Annotated in this window: 14 protein-coding genes and 2 pseudogenes; 1 reads left to right on the top strand and 15 read right to left on the bottom strand. The window is 42.1% G+C overall.

Going from position 1 to position 19,704, the window contains the following annotated elements; all coding sequences use genetic code 11:
• Positions 1 to 8: 8 nt before the first annotated feature.
• From GFC30_RS09645 to GFC30_RS09605, 9 genes and pseudogenes are all read right to left on the bottom strand, one after another.
• Complete coding sequence (locus GFC30_RS09645; RefSeq protein ID WP_066324810.1) at positions 9 to 359, bottom strand: type II toxin-antitoxin system PemK/MazF family toxin; 351 nt, start codon at positions 357 to 359, stop codon at positions 9 to 11.
• Complete coding sequence (locus tag GFC30_RS09640) at positions 352 to 549, bottom strand: DUF2281 domain-containing protein (RefSeq protein WP_066324808.1); 198 nt, start codon at positions 547 to 549, stop codon at positions 352 to 354. The genes GFC30_RS09645 and GFC30_RS09640 overlap by 8 nt, the downstream gene beginning before the upstream one ends.
• A gap of 126 nt (positions 550 to 675) precedes the next feature.
• A pseudogene (locus GFC30_RS09635) lies at positions 676 to 1,196 on the bottom strand (Rpn family recombination-promoting nuclease/putative transposase); the annotation flags it as partial.
• Positions 1,197 to 1,390: 194 nt separating this feature from the next.
• On the bottom strand, positions 1,391 to 2,299 hold the full coding sequence (locus tag GFC30_RS09630) for an Rpn family recombination-promoting nuclease/putative transposase (RefSeq protein ID WP_066324806.1): 909 nt from the start codon (positions 2,297 to 2,299) through the stop codon (positions 1,391 to 1,393).
• A 295-nt stretch (positions 2,300 to 2,594) separates the two neighbouring features.
• On the bottom strand, positions 2,595 to 3,041 hold the full coding sequence (locus tag GFC30_RS09625; RefSeq protein ID WP_066324803.1) for a hypothetical protein: 447 nt from the start codon (positions 3,039 to 3,041) through the stop codon (positions 2,595 to 2,597).
• Positions 3,042 to 3,145: 104 nt separating this feature from the next.
• Positions 3,146 to 3,661, bottom strand: a complete 516-nt coding sequence (locus tag GFC30_RS09620; protein WP_066324801.1) for a hypothetical protein — start codon at positions 3,659 to 3,661, stop codon at positions 3,146 to 3,148.
• Positions 3,662 to 3,935: 274 nt separating this feature from the next.
• Positions 3,936 to 4,847 carry an Rpn family recombination-promoting nuclease/putative transposase gene (locus GFC30_RS09615; RefSeq protein ID WP_066324800.1) on the bottom strand — a complete coding sequence of 304 codons (912 nt, stop codon included), beginning with the start codon at positions 4,845 to 4,847 and terminating at the stop codon, positions 3,936 to 3,938.
• 364 nt (positions 4,848 to 5,211) lie between these two features.
• Positions 5,212 to 5,445 carry a hypothetical protein gene (locus GFC30_RS09610; RefSeq protein WP_066324798.1) on the bottom strand — a complete coding sequence of 78 codons (234 nt, stop codon included), beginning with the start codon at positions 5,443 to 5,445 and terminating at the stop codon, positions 5,212 to 5,214.
• A 399-nt stretch (positions 5,446 to 5,844) separates the two neighbouring features.
• Positions 5,845 to 7,130 (bottom strand): annotated as a pseudogene (locus GFC30_RS09605) (IS110 family RNA-guided transposase).
• A gap of 349 nt (positions 7,131 to 7,479) precedes the next feature.
• Here GFC30_RS09605 and GFC30_RS09600 point away from each other — a divergent pair.
• Entirely contained in the window at positions 7,480 to 9,138 is a 1,659-nt protein-coding gene (locus GFC30_RS09600; RefSeq protein ID WP_066324796.1) for an IS1634 family transposase, read from the top strand.
• 726 nt (positions 9,139 to 9,864) lie between these two features.
• On the opposite strand, the gene GFC30_RS09595 is transcribed toward GFC30_RS09600, so the two are convergent.
• The 6 genes from GFC30_RS09595 to GFC30_RS09570 all read right to left on the bottom strand — a co-directional run bounded on the left by GFC30_RS09595 (position 9,865) and on the right by GFC30_RS09570 (position 19,686).
• Positions 9,865 to 12,543 carry a DEAD/DEAH box helicase gene (locus GFC30_RS09595; RefSeq protein ID WP_066324793.1) on the bottom strand — a complete coding sequence of 893 codons (2,679 nt, stop codon included), beginning with the start codon at positions 12,541 to 12,543 and terminating at the stop codon, positions 9,865 to 9,867.
• 12 nt (positions 12,544 to 12,555) lie between these two features.
• Positions 12,556 to 14,196 (bottom strand): site-specific DNA-methyltransferase, encoded by a 1,641-nt coding sequence (locus GFC30_RS09590; RefSeq protein ID WP_066324790.1) that lies wholly within the window; start codon positions 14,194 to 14,196, stop codon positions 12,556 to 12,558.
• Complete coding sequence (locus tag GFC30_RS09585) at positions 14,181 to 17,051, bottom strand: SNF2-related protein (protein ID WP_066324787.1); 2,871 nt, start codon at positions 17,049 to 17,051, stop codon at positions 14,181 to 14,183. The genes GFC30_RS09590 and GFC30_RS09585 overlap by 16 nt, the downstream gene beginning before the upstream one ends.
• 283 nt (positions 17,052 to 17,334) lie before the next feature.
• Entirely contained in the window at positions 17,335 to 17,625 is a 291-nt protein-coding gene (locus GFC30_RS17470) for a type II toxin-antitoxin system HicB family antitoxin (protein ID WP_066324785.1), read from the bottom strand.
• A 96-nt stretch (positions 17,626 to 17,721) separates the two neighbouring features.
• Positions 17,722 to 18,291, bottom strand: a complete 570-nt coding sequence (locus tag GFC30_RS09575) for an NYN domain-containing protein (RefSeq protein WP_238583482.1) — start codon at positions 18,289 to 18,291, stop codon at positions 17,722 to 17,724.
• Positions 18,292 to 18,798: 507 nt separating this feature from the next.
• Positions 18,799 to 19,686, bottom strand: coding sequence for an Rpn family recombination-promoting nuclease/putative transposase (locus GFC30_RS09570; protein ID WP_066327300.1), 888 nt, complete (start codon positions 19,684 to 19,686; stop codon positions 18,799 to 18,801).
• Between the last annotated feature and the right edge of the window lie 18 nt (positions 19,687 to 19,704).

The following is a 19,704-nucleotide window of genomic DNA, read 5'->3' as shown; positions in this document are numbered from 1 at the left end:
ACCAGAGGTTAAAATGTCAATTTGGATGTATATAAATGATTCAGCTTTAACACTACATTTTGCACCACTTCCTTGCTTACACTACCGAATTTTTTGAGCACAATCTCTTTAGACAGCGTATAAATTTTATCCGCTCTAATCGCAGAAGTCACTTTCAAGCTTCCTTCAGTCAAATCCGATGGATTGATGATAATAGAATAGTCGATATTTTTCAGTTGGGATGTAATCGCAGCTACGAGCAAATCTTCTGTTTGTTGGTTATACATGTCATTTGATAAAACAAGAACAGGTCGCTGTTTCGTTACAGATAAATTACTGAATGGAATCGGGATAAGGACAATGTCGCCTTGTTTATACATGATTCCATACCTCATCATCCACATCGTTGTTCCAAAAATCTATACTTGTTTCACTTGCTTTACTTAAATCATGAACGAGTTGCTTTTCTTGTTTTTTCATTAAATATTCCACAAAATCTAAAACTTTTTCAATTTCTCCTTCAGACATCTCTTTGATCAATTCGATTAATTTTTCCTTTGCGTTATTCATCTATTTGTCCCCCTTTAACAATGTATAGCGCATTCTTGTGGCAGGCATAAATCAATCTTTAAGCAAATTACGAACTTCTTCTTCCGCAAGATCAGTAAGACCCGCAATCTCTTTTGCCGCCATTCCTTTTTTCCATTCGATTCGTTCACTTTCAGTATAACCCATTTTGCTCAACAACGCAGCAGCGATTGAGTTGTCATGGCGAATATAATCACGCCAGTTTTGTTTGCGCAATTCAACCGTAAGAAATCGGAATTGAAGCACATCGAGAAACGGAAATTGGAGTGTAAACGATGAAGGTTCATTGCGAAGGTAGTCGTAGCTAAATACCGCAATCGGTAACATGCGCTTCCGGTGTTTTTCAAACAAGCGGCTAAAGTAAACAAACATCCGCTCTGGAAACGATGGCTGCACGTAACTTTGATTTTCAATATGGACGATAATCAGGCCATCTTCCCCTTTCAACTTCGTTTCGACTAACAAATCGACGCGATACTTCTCCCCCGCCGTCACATCGGTGAACAGCTCCTCCGACAAAAACGACACGTGCTGAAAGTCGATATGCTCGTGCATGGCGGGGAAAGGATAAACTCTTCAAAAAATGTTTGGATCAGCTCTTTAAACAAGCGGTCGTGGTCAGCGGCCATCGAATCACCTCACGACATCAAGTATTGTTTCGTGCGTTTTTATTAAAATAGAAAAGAGCGAAAGAAGCAAACACGGAAAATTGAATTTTCCAACGTTTTTTTTCGCTATAACTATAAAAAGCGAAGCGAACCTGATAAAAGAGCTCTTTTGCGAATGAATTTTCACTAAAAAATGGCGAACTTCCAAAATCCACTCACGAATCTTTCAATCGTTCTCTCATTTCTTCCTCCGTCAAATCAAGTATATTGGCAATCTCGGCAATGCTCATTCCTTTTTCGATCATTTTCCTAATCATTTCCCGCTCTTTTTGCTTCATGCCTTCTTCTCGACCTTGTTCCAATCCCGCTTGCCGTTCGCCGCGGATGTTGGACAGCTGGTCAAGCAGCCATTTGAGCCGCATTTCGTATGCGTAGCGGTTTTCTGGGTCGACGCTTAAACTTTGCCACTCTTCCAATGCTTCTAAAATTTCTTGTTCGGTCATCGCGATTCCCTCCAATTCGTGCAACATTTGTTCATCGATTTTCTTCGTTCGGCTATCGACAGCCGATAACATCATCAACCACGGCCATTCCGGTGACCGTTTCACATCACGGCGGTATTTCTTCCATTTTACCATAAATTGCGACAGATCGAGCGCATGGAATTCAAGGTGCGGGCTCCAAAGAAACTGTTCCTCGTCTTCTCGGATGTGAAATACGGTGTGAAAGCGGTCCGTTTCGTGTGGAAAAAGCGGATAGTTGAGGATCGCGATCATAATTGTCGGTGGAAGCGTAGCGTACGGTTCTCCTTTCGACAGTGAGGACGAAAACAGCCGCGCCCAGTAGTACAACAGCCGTTCAGGCATGCCGTATTGCGGGATAATTTGAATTTCTACATGAATGCGTTCGCCGCGATCGGTGCGCACGAGCACGTCTAACCGACCCGTTTTTCCTTCTTCCGTCTCTTTCGTCAACTCGGTGTTTTCAAATTGCACATCGACGATGCGGTCGTCCCCTGTTCGATGCAACAGCGCGTTTAAAAACGCCATCGTAATCGACTTTCGGCTCGGATGGCCAAACATCTGCTTGAACATAAAGTCCATTTCCAAATCGAGGTATTGCATGAGGATCATCTTTTCGAGGAATTTAGGAGAGTACAACTTGATTAAAGCAGAGGAATACGGGAAATGCAAATGGGGGAAAATGGATTTTCTAGCGTTCTTTTTTGCGATAAAAAGCAAAAAAGTCAGGGAAATCGGCTTTTAATGAGGGGAAAAATGAATTTTTGTTATTGCGTTTATAATTGGTGGCAAGGGAATAGGGTTTGAGGAGCATACATGCAAAACAGAGAGCCACGCTATGACTCTCTGTTTCTACAAATCTCGACAATCCTCGGGGCGTGACAGGCACGCTAATAAGCTACCTTTGGCTTTTATATCCCTCGTATTTCGGTTTAAATTTTAAATGCAAGAATGCCTCGATTAGATTTAATACAAAAATCCCCAACGATGCATCTATCATAAAGTCGATTCTTCTTATATTCTGTTTAATCCAATCTCCGACAATATCTTCAGTTAAGTTAAAACATTTAAAATCCGGGTCATTCAAAATGGATTTTGCTAAATTGCTTTGGGAACTTGTTGGAACATAGTGCTGGCTTCTAAACCTTGCATCACTATTCGGACCAACCTTTCCAATTTTTAAAAATTCATCCTTATAAACAAAGGAGTAAATCCCCATTTTCCCACGTGGCAAACCTGCTGGCTTATGTGGAACTCCTCTGTCCAATATTTGTATTTGATCTTCAGAAATGACGGTTCCTGTTAATCTAACCACTGATAGTAACTTTGCTTTTAATTCTTTCATTTGATAGCTCCTTCAAAGCTTTTCACTGTTTTGCCGCACCATTTCAACAGCTACCATAAATCAGGATATCTCTTATTCCCCATATTTGAGCTCGTCTACACTTATTACAACTCTCTCAACCGATTCCTTTCGATTTTTATCGTATTGTCTTTGCCATCGAGTATATCAGCACGCTTGCTTCCGTAAATGCGTAAACGCGGAGAGCCTTTGACCGCTCTCACCGATAGCCGTGGTGTCCCACGGAATTGCTTTTTGTCTATATCGACACATGCAACAAATTCGTTCCAGTAGACAATGGCAATGATTTGATTGTAGTCGCTTAATTGCTTCTGGCCGCAAATAAAAGCAAAAATTAGCGTCTTTTCTTGATTTTCTTGGTGAATATTGATAATTTCCTCAATTTCATTATCACTGAATGAAAAAGACCAAGTAAAATCTTTGGAGCCTGATGGGGTAGTATGATACTTCGTGTAGATGATGTAACTCGTTTTATTTGTCGTGACTGTATATATTTGCCGACTGTCGTTTTCTTTTTCAAACAACGCTGGTGCCAATCCCCCATTCACTAGTGCAGAGAGCAGCGCACCATAATAATAATCCGCTTTGCAAATCGTCGTCACTCCAATCCCCTCCCCTAAAATTGAGCACATTCCCCGATTCAATTGTACTGAAAGAAAATGGAGAATACTGTAGAATATTGTAGAAACCAACAGGAAAGTTTGAGCATTTTTTGCTAAATAAGAGTCGGTTTTTCCTTCTTACTGACACACACGCATACATGATTAAAGAGAGCCGGATGGCTCCCTTGGTTATATAAGGTCATGTTCATGTTTAAAAAAGGGGGAACAAGCGTGCAAAATCCACGAGTTTCTTTGGATTTTGACAAGCACGATATCACTTCAGCTTCTCAATCTCTTCCAAAGACAACTCCGTCAGTTCATGGATCGTCTGTACGTCGTACCCTTTCTCCAGCATCTTTTTCGCGATCTGGCGTTTTTCTTGCTGCAGTCCTTGTTGTAATCCTTTTTCCAATCCTTCTTTCAACCCTTCTTCCCGACTTCCGCGAATGTTCGATAATTGATCAAGCAGCCATTTCAACCGCATTTCGTATGCGTAGCGGTTTTCCGGGTCGACGCTCAAACTTTGCCATTCTTCTAACGCCTCTAAAATTTCTTGTTCTGTCATCGCGACTCCCTCCAATTCGCGAACCATTTCTTCATCAACCTTTTTTGTCCGCCCATCCACAGCGGACAACATCGTCAGCCACGGCCATTCGGGTGATTGCTTCACATCCCGGCGGTATTTCTTCCATTTTACCATAAATTGTGACAAATCAAGCACATGAAATTCAAGATGATTGCTCCAGAGAAACTGTTCTTCATCTTCACGGATGTGAAATACGGTGTGAAAGCGGTCCGTTTCATGCGGAAAGAACGGATAGTTGAGGATCGCGATCATAATGGTCGGGGGAAGGGCGGAATACGGTTCTCCTTTTGAAAGCGAGGACGAAAACAGACGCGCCCAGTAGTACAACAGCCGTTCGGGCATACTATATTGGGGGATGATTTGAATCTCGACATGAATGCGTTCCCCAAGATTCGTACGGACAATGACATCTAACCGCCCTGTTTTTCCGTCTTCTGTTTCTTTCGTTAGCTCAGTATTTTCAAACTGCACATCGACGATTCGGTCATCGCCTGTCCGATGCAAAAGCGCGTTTAAAAACGCCATCGTAATCGACTTTCGGCTCGGATGGCCAAACATCTGCTTGAACATAAAGTCCATTTCCAAATCGAGGTATTGCATGAGGATCATCCTTTCGTGGAATGTAGGAGAGTACAACTTGATTAAAATAGAGGAATAAGGGAAATGCAAATGGGGAAAATGGATTTTCTAGCGTTCTTTTTTTGCGATAAAAAGCAAAAAAGTCAGGGAAATTGGCTCTTGGATGCGATAAAAATGAATTTTTGTTATCTCGTTTTTGGGAAATTGGCAGGGGAATAGATTTCGCTTTACCTGCTACTCTTGCAACGTTCGTCATTCTGCGTGGTGCGGCACCTTGCCATCATGTGGAGCACACATGCAAAAACAGAGAGCCACGCTATGACTCTCTGTTTCTACAAATCTCGACAATCCTCGGGGCGTGACAGGTACCACGCCAACGAGCATCTTAAATCTTCTCACCCAATGTTGGGGATATTTTCCCTAGGGAATTAGAATCTAGCCCATGTGCTATCAATTGAGAATCAATCAAATCAAGTATATCAAAGTATGCGAAATTTGAACCCAATCTGAAAAATTTGTCTTCAGCAGATTCATCAGCAGGCACCGTTAATGTTTCATTGTACTTTTCTTGAATAAGTGTAATTAAATCTTCCAAAAAAACTCTTAACTGTTCATCCATTTTCATCTACTCCCTCTAGAAATGTTGATATATCAAGGTTTCTTGGCATCTTAGGGGTGCCAAAAAAATATTTTTCGACAAAACTCATCACATACTTTTGAATTTTTGTTGATATCTAACAGTCCATGGGTGCGCTTCGCGGCCACTGGGTATTTTTGTATTTTTCACTCCAGTGGGGGGATGTGTATGCGATGCACCTTGGATCTCTGCACAACTGATGAGGACGAACCCTCCCATGTCTCTGGGCATCCTTGTGCCAACATTCCTTCGTTCGGTCTCTTCACCAGGCAGAGGCCGGCTAAGCTCCTTAAGGGACTCTAGGTCGAATGGATGAAATCGTGCCAGCTTCTCCGTGTCATCTGGTTGTTCAGACAGTTCTTTTTGCGAAAGGAGGCGACTCTAGGCTGCCTGCGCTTGGGATTGGGAAAAGATATCTTGCATCATTCGTTCCCCATCAAATGCTTGCTGTTTCACACCAACCGCGTATAGAATCTTCAATAGCTTGCCACATAACACGACGATCGATTGCTTCTTACGCAAAGGGTTAACGGGGCGTGTCGTATAGTACTCGTGCAACTTCCGGAACGCCTCATTATGGCGAATGAGTGGCATCATCACCCGAAAGAGGAGGGCGAGTAGCCGTTTTCGTCCTCGCTTCGAGATTCGTTTTTGCCCCTTGTGTTGCCCTGAGGAGTTTTCTTTCAACGTCAAGCCCGCTAATTTGATCAGCTGCCGCGGATCTTGGTACTGATGAAAACTCCCGATTTCCGACAACAATTCCACAATCGTCGCATCTCCTAGCCCTGGAATCGTTTGAAGCCATTCGTACTCCACCGTTGTTTGTGCAAAGGCAGTTAACTCTTCCGTCAACGCTGCGATCTCTTGTTCCAATTGGCGATATCGGCGGACCAACGTGGCGATTTCGATACGGGCCATCTGTTGTCCTTGTGTGATGCCAATCGAATGGCGAGAGACCTCTACCAGCTTTTGAATTTTCGGTTTTTGCGGACATTGGAGTCCTTCGCTTTGACGGTATCGCTCCATGAGCCCTTCGACCGTCTGATCGGCGATGTCCATCGGAAATGGCGTGTTTTCTAAGACCGCCAACGCGATTTTTCCGAACGACGGAAACACCTGCACAAACTCAGGGAAGTACCGATCCAGCCAGCGAATCATTTGATTGTGGACGGCATTCCGTTCCTTGATTAATGACTCTCGAAACGTGCTTCCTGCCCGCAATTCCGCTTCCACCTCGTGGAGAATGCGGGGGGATAGCTAAAGCGTCCGTCTTTGACCAGTCTTGCGATGACTAGGGCGTCTTTGGCATCATGCTTCGTTGGCAAGTTGTCGTCCAGTTCTTTCGACCGTTTGACGTGCATCGGGTTGACCATGACCAATGGGATCCCTTTTTCCTCGAGGAAATAGGCGAGGTTCAACCAGTAATGTCCGGTCGGTTCGATTCCGACGATCACTTCCGTTTTGCCAAATTCCCTCATCGCCTCTTGAATCAACGCATAGAACTGCTCGAATCCGGCTCTTGACTGGAACACCGGAAACCGCTTCTTCAGCTCCCTTCCCCGCGCGTCCACCATCGCTGCAAAATGCTTTTGCTTGGCAATATCCATTCCAATCACTAATGTTTGATCAGTGACTTGTTCAATTTTGCGATTTTGTGTACAATTCATTGTAGAGTCCTCCTTGGTCTGATGTTAGGTGCTTGTTGACACCCCTGCATCATACCAAGAGGGCTTTTTTCTTTCAAGTCCCCCAAAACCTTTCTAACAGGAATGCTCCCTCTATAAAATATTGATTTACTCACTTATATCATTTTTTCAACCTGAACTTATATAATAAAGAACGGAATGATCCGTTCGTAGAACAATTAAAATAATATAGAATTTTCGCGAAAAATACTGTCGATTTTTGTCATAAAACTCACATTTCGCACCCTCTCGACAAACATCGGGAGGATTTTTTTATCTTCCTGTCGAATGAATCCTTGAAACACAAGAGAGGCAAAGGAGTTTCTACATCATGAGCGTTCAAATCCGTGCCATTTATGAAAGTTCCTATTTGAATATAATAAGCACTATTTTCAAGAACCTTGGTCTCCCTTCGTTAATCGACCGTCTGGTTCCGGTGGATCCGCAATGCCAAACCCGAGCCAGCGATGTGGTCTGGCTGCTCACCTTGGATATCTTGAGCGGTCGGCAAGCACTCGTTCATGTGGAACGATGGGCGCATGACATCGATTTGCCTAAGCTGATCCGACCAGGGCTTTCCCCTTCTTGGTTCAACGACGATGCCATCGCGCGCCATCTGGATCGGCTGTACGACGCCAATATCCACGCGGTTCTTTCGGCTTGTTTGGTGCAGATTTACAAGAAAGAGGGAATCCCTCTTCGGGTGTTCCATGCCGATACGACCGATGTATCGGTTTACGGTACGTATGAATCGGCCTCACCGGATGCCTTGCAGATTACGCATGGCTACAACCGGCATCATCGTTGGCAAAAGCAGATCGGATTTGGGCTGATTGGCAACGAGGATGGCATCCCGTTTTATGGCGATGTACACGACGGCAACCTGCCGGATAAGACGTGGAATCCCGAGGTGTTGTCCCGTGTGCAGAAACAGCTGAAGCAGGCCAAAATCGAAGACGAATGGATTTACGTAGCCGATTCTGCGGCCATGACGAAAGACACGCTGGCGCAAACGAAGGCCGCCAACGCCTTTTTGATCACAAGAGGTCCTTCTTCGCTCCGGATCGTCAAAACCGCGCTGGCTAAAGCCGATGCCCAAGACACGCCGTGGAGCGATCCGTTCTCCTTCGCAGAGAAAAACGGAGCCACCTACCGGGTGTGGGAAACGACATCGACGTACGAAGGTCATTCGGTCCGGTTGATCGTCGTCGAATCCAGCGCGCTCGACCAACGAAAAGGAAAGACGCTCGAAAAAGAGCGAAACCAAGAAGCGGAGTTTCTTCGGCAGAAACAACCCCAGTGGGAAAGCCGTCTGTTTTCGTGTCGGGAAGACGCCGAACAATCCCTAGCGTCTCTAAAGGCGTCCCTTCGTCTCCGGTTCCATCGCGTCGAGGCGTCGGTCGAAGCGATCGTGCGCCCGAAAAAACGGCGCGGACGTCCGAAAAAAGGGGCGGAACCAGACATGGAGACGGTGTACGCCCTTCGCTTGAACGTGGAATTCGACCAAGATGCGTGGGAACAGGAGAGACGGAAAGCGTCCCGGTTTGTCCTTGTCACGACCGTTCCGGAGGAATGGAAAGGTCAACCGATGAACGCGAAAGAGATCTTGAAGTTGTATAAAGGTCAAATCTCGGTGGAAATGAACTTTTCTTTCTTGAAAGACCCGTTCTTTACGGATGAGATTTACGTGAAAAAACCGGAACGAGTCGCGGTATTGGGCTATTTGTTTCTGTTGGCCTTGGCGATTTACCGTGTCTTCCAGCGCCGAGTGCGTCAGTTCATCACCCCGGAACACCCATTAAAGGGCGCGGGAGGTCGGAAACTGACCCGACCGACCGGACAAGCGATTTTTCAATTGTTTTGGTATGTTAGGGTCGTCCTGTTGGAACTGCCGGATGGACGAATCCAACGCGCGTTAGGTCAACCGCTCACATACGAGCAGCGAAGGATTTTGCAAGGATTAGGGATGGACGAGAGCATTTACGTCTAACGGGATAAAGAACGACCAGCGATGGTAAAAAAAGGATACCATCGCTTTTGGTGTTGGTTCGAAAGTTATTCTAAAAAACTGAATAAAAAATCCTTTCCTTCTGCCCTACCAAGTTGCGAAATATGAGATAAAAACAAAAAACAGAAGCCAAAAAGCTTCTGTACTAAAATTAAATGATTATCACCTTATTCAAAACTTGTATCAATTCGCTTAAGAACATTTTTAGTTGTAAAATCCAATTTGTGAAAACTTTTGGGGAGGAATTCATCGTCAGCTTCTTTATTATAATTTATTTATATCCTTTTCTCGGGAGAAAAAATTCCCCCGCTCATCCTTTCCTCCCCCATCTCGAGAGTATATTTTTACTTACGATTCTTCCTCAATACAAAATACACACACTTCTTGAAATGCTTAAAAAAGATCTTAAAGCAAGCAATCCAATATCCAATGCTTGTATTACAAACAAATAAACTACATTCTGAAATTATGAGTATAAGCAAAATAATCAATTCGTTCATTGCCTCTCTTCCTTTCCGTTTTAGGATGTACATTAATTTTTGAATATTATGGAAAGGATGAGGCTTTAGGGAATTTGAAATATACATATATAATTTGTAGATATCTTACAATATACAAATAAGATTTTCAACAAATAAAATATTACAACTTGCCGTAAAAAGTCGACAAGCTGAACAAATCCGATTGGACCTGCTTATTTGTAGTTCTTTAAAATCCATTATTTTTTCTATACACCGCCTCCAACCCCTTAATCGTTTTGTTCGAATCAACATCATCATGCGGGATTAGCAAGTATATCCATTCTTTCCCGTTGTTTTCGCGAGCATGGTTGGAAGCGTGTTGGCACCATGTGATTGCTGCTTTCGCTTTTGCTTTGACTTCTTTATCGTCTTCGATTTTATTTGTCGCTTTGATTTCACATATATACATTTTTTCATTTGTTTCCACAATGAAGTCTGGAATATATGCTTTTGTCTGGTTGTAGTAAATTTTGATATGGTTTTGCGTTGGTTTCAGCCATTTTAAAACGGATGGATCGCTTTCACAAATGACAGCGAATTTTCGTTCGGCATCGGATTCGAATTTTTGCGTTCGATATAAGCATTTTGTAAAGCCGCCAAAGCACATGCCACGAATCGAGGATTTATTCATGACAGGTTGGCGGAAATCGCGCACTTCTTCATCAATATCAACAGTTATCGTGCTACTTTTTAACGTATCGAACCCTACGCGAACAATCGCTTCGTAATTCGTTTCGTCTTGGTAATAATGATCTCTCATTTGTGCGTAAATGAGCTGAGCCAATCGTTTTGCGTTGTAAACGACAACATTTTTCACGTCTTCTTCTTTTAAATAACTGTGAAGATACGCAATTAGCTGTCCTGATAGCTTGTACAGCAATTCCGCATGGTCATCATACGAAATGTTCGGATAGTCCATGAGATGAAACACAATATAATTTTCTAAGTGCTCTTCTGTCTCTTGAACATCTTTTTTGATTTGCAATAATTCTCGTTGATGAGTACGCAAATGCTCAATTAAAATATTTTCGGCAACTGGCTGCAATTTCGGAATCACACTGCAATCTAAGTCAAAATCGTGATAACCCCATGAAATGTCACCAGTCGGTTGTAAAATCACCCTTGGAATTTCAATCGTCAAATCTGGAATTAGTTCAACCGCCTTTGCCACCATGTTTTCCACTATTTTTTGCGGCTCTTCTTCAAATAAGGACAACTGGGACGATGTGTAAAGTTCATTGACTTCGTGAATAATCTGTTGTTGAACTGACGGGTCTTTTAATTGTTTGGAACTATACAACGTTTGCTTATTAGCAATCGTTTTCAACACAGTTTCTGCAATACTTCTCTCTAGTTCAAATTTCTTCTCTTGCTCAGGAGTGACAGGTTTATTTTCGCCAACAAGTTGTTCAATAAGCGTAGCTTCTACCTTTGATTCAACGACAACCATTTTCTTCTCTGTCTGTGCCACGTCACGGCCAATGACAACGCCACGGCGAATAATCGAAGTAGGATTATTCGCTTCATCAATAATTTCTTGGAATTTATCATGAGCAATAATCGTTAAACGGTCAACCGCCGGCACACCCGTACGTTTACCATACGGAAGACGAAGACCGCGGCCGATCGATTGTTCGACTAGCGTCTTTGAGTTTGCCGCACGAAGGGGGATAATTGTATATAAATTGGTGACGTCCCATCCTTCTTTTAACATATTTACATGGATCACTATTTCTACTTGTGAATGAGGATCTTCAAGCGCTAACAGTTCTTTAATTGTTTCATCTTTTTCTTCGCCGCGCTGATTGGAATGGACGGTAATCACTTTCCCTTTATAACGCCCTTCAAAAAAGTCGTCGCTTTCAATCATATTCATGAGATCTTCTGCGTGTTTCGTATCTTGAGCCACAACAAGAATAAACGGCTTCACTAATTTTTTGTTGTTTTCACGAGCATATAGTTCTAATTCTAGTTTTGTTTCCTCATGAACACGAACGCCGTCTTCAAGTTTTAAACGCTCTAACTGATCCTGATTTAATTTCTCTGGATTGAAGTTTTCCCTCGTGGCAACGGCAGGTTCTTTTACATACCCATCTTCCATTGCTTTATAAAGAGGATAGCTGTAAATCACGTTTTTAAACGGAATCGTTTTGCTTCCGCTCTCGACTTGCGGGGTCGCGGTTAATTCCAAACCAAGAATGGGATTTAATTCGTTAATCGCTTTTACCCCTGCCGTTGCGCGATAACGGTGCGACTCGTCCATTAGTAGCACAAGGTCAGGAAGCGATTTTAAGTAATCGTAATAGCTTTGTCCTAAATATTCACTTAACCGTTTAATACGCGGCGATTTTCCGCCTTTTACTTCATTGTTAATCTTGGAAATATTGAATATATTAATATTCACTGCTGTTGGATCGTCTAAAAAGAGCGCATGTTGCCAATAGTCGTCACCAGTAATAATGTTCGGTTGTTTATTCGCAAATTCGGAAAGCCCTTTAAATACATATTTTGCTGTGTTTGGCGTAAAATCTTGAATTAATTTTTCATAAATCGTTAAGTTCGGTGCTAACACAAAGAAGTTGCGAATTCCTTTCGCCATATGTAAATAAGCAATAAACGCCCCCATTAACCGTGTTTTTCCAACACCTGTTGCCAATGCAAAACAGAGCGAAGGGAATTCACGTTCAAAATCTGTTACACTTGGAAAGTTCGCGTTAACATCCGCTAACTTCTTTTGTAATGATTGGGGATCGTTTTGTTTATTTAAGCCGAAGTGTTCAATCACTTCGGCAAGAATTTCTAACGACTCTTTCTGTGGTTTCCGCAGGCTAAGACGGGATGAAATAGCGTTAACGATACGATTCATGACCTCTTCCCCCTAAAATAGCTCCAATTGTTCTGGTTCTCTTTCTTTCATCGGTAAATTGTTGACATTTAAGCTGTAGTCGTCACGACCAAATTCGCATTTATTTAAAATCGCTTGCGGCAATTTTTTAATCGTAATTTGCGGGAATTCATCTACATTTACGTTATATGCCTTACAGCAAATCAACAGCGTTTCGTTTTCTTTCATTTGTTCCACGATGCCAGCGACCATCTGGTGGGTGACGAGCTGCGTAGTTGTGAAAATAAAATCATTTTCGGTCGATTGACCTTGCTTCCAAAATACGTGCGGGTCTGGATTGTACGTAAATCCTTCATGCTTGCACATCGCTTCCGCGAGCATTTCGGCATTGTATTCCGGATTAATAATCCAGTTGCCAAATTTATCTTTCTTCAACAAACTCGGCGCTAATTTGTAATAGCGAAAACCGCCGCCGCCTTGCCAATTGACCGCTTTGCTAATCCCGCCTTGGTCCGTTCCGTCAATGACTCGCTTCATCCGTGGAATAATATGCGTATGGCAATGCTCCCCAAGTTCAATCATAATCCAACGCCGCCCCATTTTATGCGCCACCGCGCCAGTTGTACCAGAGCCGGCAAACGAATCGAGAACCCAGTCGCTAGGTTGGGTTGCAATCTCAAGTATCCTTTTTATTGTTTTTTCTGATTTAGCCGTTGGAAAAAATCCATTATTCTCATACGTTAATAAATCTGTCCAGTTATTATTGATCATTATCCCACCTTTAGGTGGAATCCAATATCTAATTCCTTTATCCTTTGCTTGACTTCCTTCTACTTTTTTAATAAACGACTCTTTTTTCCCTCTCATTTCCCAGTAATCCTTTAAATCAATAAAACCGTTTTTTTTACAATATTCTTCATATTTCTTATAATTTTCTACAGCCTCATATGCTTTTTCCTTACTCCATATCCAGTGGCCGCTATCAAGTGTTTCTCCAAGTATTTCATATTGCATAGTTTTTCTGTCATCACGTTGATAAAAAGTTTTCCACTGACCTTCCAAGTGTTTTTTGTCATCAGAGGCTTTGTAAATCTTATTTAATCGGCTCTTTTCACTTTTTGCATAACATAAAATCTGTTCCACTGCATTATTATAAGATTTTAAATATTCATTTTGACTATTATTTGTTTTTATAGTCCTCGAAACATAAAACCGATTTCTAAAATTTGCTCTTCCGAAAATTTCATCACAAAGCACTTTTAAATAATCTGCTTCATAATCATCAATCTGTATAAATATAAAACCGTCTTCAGATAACAGCTTTTTCAAAATTTCTAATCTAGGTTTCATTAAATTCAACCACGCGCTATGCTCTAGACTATCATCATAATACTCAAATGCACTTCCTGTATTATACGGCGGATCAATGTAAATACACTTAATCTTCCCAGTAAATTCCTGCTCCAACGCTTTCAATGCGAGCAAATTGTCTCCGAAAATCAACCGATTATCGAAAATATCATTTTCTGTTACCCGTTCTTTCGCGTGATAAGAAAGCTCCGGATCTTCAAGAAGAATGCGCGGTTCGAGCTTTGGCTGTTCGCCTTTGCCAATCCACGTTAACTCTAGTTTTTGTGCCAATGTACTCCCTCCTGTTGTTATACGATTCTCCATTTGATTGTAAAAAGATGTTCGGTTGCGGTGCGTTGTTCAAGCTTTTTCTCGATTTCTTCAAATAGCCGATCTTTTTGTTCATCAATTTCATCTTGCTGGTCGTAAAGGCTTCGGCGCATGTCGTTTCGTTTCTTTTCCAACTCTTTAATTTGTTTGTTCATTTCTAGTTTTTCAGCAAGATTGCGGGTTAATTTCGCTTCCCGCTTCAAATGCTCAATTTCCACCGTCATTTCATCTATATCTTTTTCAAGCTTATTTTTCAAGTCTTGTGACCATTTTTCTAATTTTTCTAATTCCGCGTCGAGATAGACAGATGTCCGTTCCATAATATCATTTAAAATGGTCGCTTGTTGCGCTTCACTCATGCGCCGAAGCGTATTACCGATCGATTCGGAAAGTTCGATTTCTTCTCCTTCCACAGCAGGTAATTCGAACATTTTTTCACAAATTTCTTGATCGAGTTGCTCCCCATCTAGGTCAATCGCTGAAAAAATCAAATGCTGCTCGTTTTCTAACGACTGAACATGAAGCAAGTCTAATGATAGCCATCCTTCTTTTCCAATCAATCGCTCTAAAATCGTCACTTTTCCCTCATAATCCGAATAGCGGAAAGTAATTTCTTTTGGGATAAGCTGGCGGCTTTTTGCCTGTTCGATCCATTTTTGCGCAAGCGGATGAGAAAAACGATAATGATGGACGTTTGAACGTTCTTGTTTTTTCGCTTGCGATATCATTTGGTACGTTTCATCGTCTTTCGTAAAGCTTAACGTTTCATCGTCAAATATCGCTTCTTTTGCGCCTTCATACTTAGACAAACTCCAAAGATAGCGCTCCATGCGGTTAAGATGCAAGCTTGTTTGATGGTAATGATCTCGTAGCTTCTCCCGCACTTCATCGTCGAAATTCTCTAACAAGTGCATACGGGTTTCTTTCATTTTCAGTTGAATTTGCTCGTCTAATTCTGCTTGTAAATTTTTAAACGCTTGCTCAATTTCCTCTGCTGTGCGGCATGTTTGATAAATTTGTTGAATCCGCTTTTCAAAATCGACGCCTGATTCAAGCGCGCCTAGCACCTCATCCGAAGAGCCAAAAACTCCCTCAAACAGCCGGAACTTTTCCGAAAGAATTTCATACACTTTTTTATCCGCTTCATTTTTGTGGTTTAAAAAGTTAATCACGACAACATCATGCGTTTGACCGTAACGGTGGCAGCGACCGATCCGCTGTTCAATGCGTTGTGGGTTCCAAGGTAAATCGTAGTTTACGACTAAACTGCAAAATTGCAGGTTAATTCCTTCTGATGCCGACTCTGTCGCAATCATAATCGACGCTTGTTCTTTGAAATATTCGACAAGAGCCGCACGCATATCTGCTGTTTTCGAGCCGGTTATTTTGTCGTCGTGTTGATGTTTTTCTAGCCACTCTGCATAAATTTGTTTTGCTTGTTCATCTTCGTTTTGGCCATTAAATAACACGATTTTCCTAGTATACCCATTGCGTTCAAGAAATTCGCGCAAATACGCTTGCGTTCGGCGTGATTCGGTAAAAATAACTGCTTTTTCATTCGCGCCTATCATTTTTAATTTCTCAAATCCTTTTTCGAGGGCGGTTAACAACGCTTCTGCTTTTGAATTTTCCCGAATCGATTTCGCGAGCTCATAATATTGTTCTAGTTCTTTTTTTTCTTGTAAAATCAGCTGCTTCATTTCAGAAAGTGACAACCCGTTATGTATTGGCTGTTCCTCTTCTTCCCACTCTTCCATTGTTTCATTAAATTCATCAACATCTTCGTAAACGTCAAAACATCCTGCCGCCGTCTCAAGCTTACCCCGCTCTAGCTCGATCAATAATTGATCCAATCGTTTGATGAGAGAATGCAGTGTGTCAGAAATCGCAAACGAAGAAGAAGCGAGCAATTTGCGGACAACTAACGTCATTAATGCCCGCTGGCTTGTCGGCAACGCAAAAAGTTGTTCCCGCTGCAAATACGCGGATACTTTTTCGTACAATTCCCATTCATTGTTTGTCGGCATAAACTCTTGCGTAATCGGGATGCGTTGCGTGTAGTTGACATACTCCGTCACTTGCCGCCGCAACGTCCGGTGGCAAACAGGTTGAATGCGTCGTTTCAAATCAAGAAAATCCACATCCGACATTTCTTTCGCCCCGCGCGCAAACTGGCGCCGGAATGTCGTTTCATCCCCGAAAATATGCGGATCAATAAAGCTAATCAGCCCATATAACTCCATTAATGAGTTTTGCAATGGGGTGGCCGTGAGCAAAATTTTTGGATAGCCAGCTGTTGCTGCTCGTAACGTACGTCCAATTTTATTTGATTTTTTATACACATTTCGCATGCGATGTGCTTCGTCGAAAACAATTAAATCCCAATTTACTTTTTGTAACATATCCGCTTTATTTCTGGCATATTGATACGAAGTAATCACAATTTGATCTTGCTGTAAGAAAGGGTTGCGATGACCTGAACGCACCATTTCATTAAAGTTTTTGCTTTCCAAAATGATCGACGGGATATAAAATTTCTCCCAAAGTTCTTGATTCCATTGCTTTCGTAACGGTGGTGGTACGATAATAAGAATGTTGCGCTTCCGTTCCGCCCACAATTGGCTAATAATGAGCCCTGCTTCAATCGTTTTTCCTAATCCTACTTCATCGGCTAAAATCGCTCCTCTCTCAAGTGGAGCGCGAAACGCAAATAGCGCTGCCTCCACTTGGTGTGGGTTTAAATCAACTGTTGCATTAATTAATGACTGACTTAGCCGACCGATTGAGCGTGAAGAGTGTTGTCGAGTTAGCTCGTAGGCAAAGTATTGGCTTTGGTATGGCGTTGTCACTACAGAAACCCCCTATACTATATCCGAACAACCTATCTATGTCTTATTATACTCGACGTTATTTTACAAGAACAGACATTCGACAAAACATGACATTTCTATATTTATCATTTTTAAAAACACCAGAATCCCCCTCCCTCATTGCCAAGGAAGGGGGATTCTCATCAATTGATTCAACTCTCCTCTCATGAACACCTAAATGCTTCTTTGAATGCCTCTTGAAGAACTTGTGAGTAGTTTACATGATATTTTTTCACTCAATCATCAAACTATTTTGGAATTGTTAACGTCTTTTTTCCATTTCATAGCGAAAAGGCGGCATCCATACCTCAATAAAGGCAACGGTTTTATTATTTTTGTATTGAATGTCTGATAATTTTGAAGGCTCAGGAATCGCTCCATTCTCCTGTTCTAATCCATACAAATGCAATGCTAACGCTTCTTTTGCCATTTGCAGCGCTTCTTCTTCTGTATCGCCGCACGTGAAACATCCAGGGAGATCAGGAAATTCCACAGATATTCCATCGCTGTCATCATCGAAAATAGCCGGATAAATATAGCGGTCTTTTTTCATATACACTGTCCTCTCTATTGGAGCATAAATTCGTTTCAATTACCAATGTAATATGATCCAAACAAAAAAGAGCCACAGGTTTCATACACTATGTCATTATCCTCTTTTAATACTATGGATGAACTCCTTGTTGATCAATCTCCGATCATCGACAATATCCAACAGTTCATCGTGCGGGCGAATGTCGTCGCTTTCATCTGAATAATAGAGAGTAATATGCACTCCTTCTGATTGTGCAATTTGCAACGCTGGCAAAAAGTCGCTATCCCCTGTTAAAAGAGCTGCATGCGTAATCAGTTTTTTCGTACTATGCATAACTAAGTCTGTCGCTAGCATCACATCGACACGCTTTTGCTCGAACACTGGGGAACCACGATCATCAATACCGCGGAATGCAAGTTTTCCTTCTCGAACAGTAAAACTTTCTAGTCTGTTCAATCTTTTGAAAAAACTTTGAGCATTGGAAAAATACTCTTTTTCCTCTGAAGATGGATTTGGAGATTGATAAGGGAGACAGTGATAGTAGTACGTTCTCAGAAGCAAGTGATCGTTAGCCATAGCTGCAGCAAGCTTACTGTAATCAATTTTGGCTTTTCCATGCCATTTCAATACGTTGTCAAGATACCCGCCGTCAATAAATAGGGCGATTCGTGAATACAAAAACATCCCTCCCCACATGAAAAACAAAAGGAGCGACACGATGCCGCTCCCCTTCTTGACCTGCCATCCATATGAACGACAGCGTTTATTCTACGCACAATTATACAACAAAAACGCGACATGTCAAGACACATTTTCATACCATCCTTGTAACGTCGCCTATTGCATAGTGGTAAAACAAAAAAATCCATAGCCTCTCCCGCTATGGATCCATTCGATTTCGCAAAACTTCAGGCGGGGTGGCACTCCCTCATCTCCAACAAGGGCGATGGCTGCCTGTTCCATCCTCTGAAAGCTTTGCGTTATTTTTATCTACTACGCCGTTATTGTTAACTTCATATCATGTACCATGTCTCGTTGAAGCTGTTTCATCTTTATTCGCGCAGGAGACCCCGACTTCAAAAGCCACTAGCTTTAAGAGTGGGTAGTTGACTAAGCCGAAAAATAAAAAGCAAACTGCCGACGATCCAAGATTGGAAGTCGACGACAGTTGTGAAATGGCGAACAAATCCTTTATTCCTTCTTCAACATTTGCTGCACTTCTTCTTCCGCAAGGTCAGTGACGTTCGCAATATCTTTTACACTCATTCCTTTTCTCGACATCGTTTGTACAAGATGCTTCATCCCCTGTCTCATCCCTTGTTTGATTCCTTGTTTGATCCCTTCTTCTCTTCCTTTTTCCAACGCTTTTTGTTCATACGAAATAATCAGTTCAAGCACTTGTTCTTTTTCTTTCGTCTCCATTTCATTCACCTCGCTTCGCAGTCTTTGTTCTTCTTCATCCGATAGCTTCACATATGTTTCAAAAAAGCCAAACAGTAACCGTTGTTTCGCTTCGTCTAATTCCATCCGTACAAGCATGCGTAAAAATTGTTTTTTCAGTTCTACCCGTTCACCTTCAGTATACCCCATCTTGCTTAACAATGCAGCGGCGATTGGGTTATCGTTACGAATGTAGTTTCGCCAGTTTTGTTTACGTAATTCCACGGTGAAAAAGCGAAAGTCTAGCACGTGGCCAAAAGGAAATTGAAGCGTAAATGTAGATGGTTCGTCGCGGATCGTATCGTAGCTAAATACGGCAATCGGTACGATATTTTTACGGTACTTTTCAAACAAACGGCTAAAGTAAATAAACATCCTTTCAGGAAACGACGGTTGCACATAGCTTTGGTTTTCGATATGCACGATCACTAGCCCGTCTTCACCTTTGAGCTTCGTTTCGACAAGCAAATCGACGCGGTACTTCTCCCCTGCTGTCACATCGGTGAACAACTCCTCCGACAAAAACGATAAATGGTGAAAGTCGATATGCTCATGCATCATTGGAAAAAAGAGAACAATAAATTCTTCAAAAAACGTTTGAATTAACTCTTTAAACAAACGATCGTGGTCAATGGACATATCTTCACCTCGCATACG

This window comes from Anoxybacillus amylolyticus (genome assembly GCF_001634285.1).
Taxonomy (GTDB): domain Bacteria; phylum Bacillota; class Bacilli; order Bacillales; family Anoxybacillaceae; genus Anoxybacteroides; species Anoxybacteroides amylolyticum.
Note: the sequence above shows the minus strand (reverse complement) of the source record. Positions and strands in the feature narration are given on the sequence as shown.

What these genes read in the sequence shown, in the direction of transcription:
- GFC30_RS09610 (WP_066324798.1), bottom strand. Translation starts at nt 5,445, where the DNA reads ATGGATGAACAGTTAAGAGTTTTTTTGGAAGATTTAATTACACTTATT.
- GFC30_RS09595 (WP_066324793.1), bottom strand. Translation starts at nt 12,543, where the DNA reads ATGAATCGTATCGTTAACGCTATTTCATCCCGTCTTAGCCTGCGGAAA.
- GFC30_RS09600 (WP_066324796.1), top strand. Translation starts at nt 7,480, where the DNA reads ATGAGCGTTCAAATCCGTGCCATTTATGAAAGTTCCTATTTGAATATA.
- GFC30_RS09570 (WP_066327300.1), bottom strand. Translation starts at nt 19,686, where the DNA reads ATGTCCATTGACCACGATCGTTTGTTTAAAGAGTTAATTCAAACGTTT.
- GFC30_RS17470 (WP_066324785.1), bottom strand. Translation starts at nt 17,625, where the DNA reads ATGAAAAAAGACCGCTATATTTATCCGGCTATTTTCGATGATGACAGC.
- GFC30_RS09625 (WP_066324803.1), bottom strand. Translation starts at nt 3,041, where the DNA reads ATGAAAGAATTAAAAGCAAAGTTACTATCAGTGGTTAGATTAACAGGA.
- GFC30_RS09630 (WP_066324806.1), bottom strand. Translation starts at nt 2,299, where the DNA reads ATGCAATACCTCGATTTGGAAATGGACTTTATGTTCAAGCAGATGTTT.
- GFC30_RS09645 (WP_066324810.1), bottom strand. Translation starts at nt 359, where the DNA reads ATGTATAAACAAGGCGACATTGTCCTTATCCCGATTCCATTCAGTAAT.
- GFC30_RS09590 (WP_066324790.1), bottom strand. Translation starts at nt 14,196, where the DNA reads ATGGAGAATCGTATAACAACAGGAGGGAGTACATTGGCACAAAAACTA.
- GFC30_RS09640 (WP_066324808.1), bottom strand. Translation starts at nt 549, where the DNA reads ATGAATAACGCAAAGGAAAAATTAATCGAATTGATCAAAGAGATGTCT.
- GFC30_RS09575 (WP_238583482.1), bottom strand. Translation starts at nt 18,291, where the DNA reads ATGTTTTTGTATTCACGAATCGCCCTATTTATTGACGGCGGGTATCTT.
- GFC30_RS09615 (WP_066324800.1), bottom strand. Translation starts at nt 4,847, where the DNA reads ATGCAATACCTCGATTTGGAAATGGACTTTATGTTCAAGCAGATGTTT.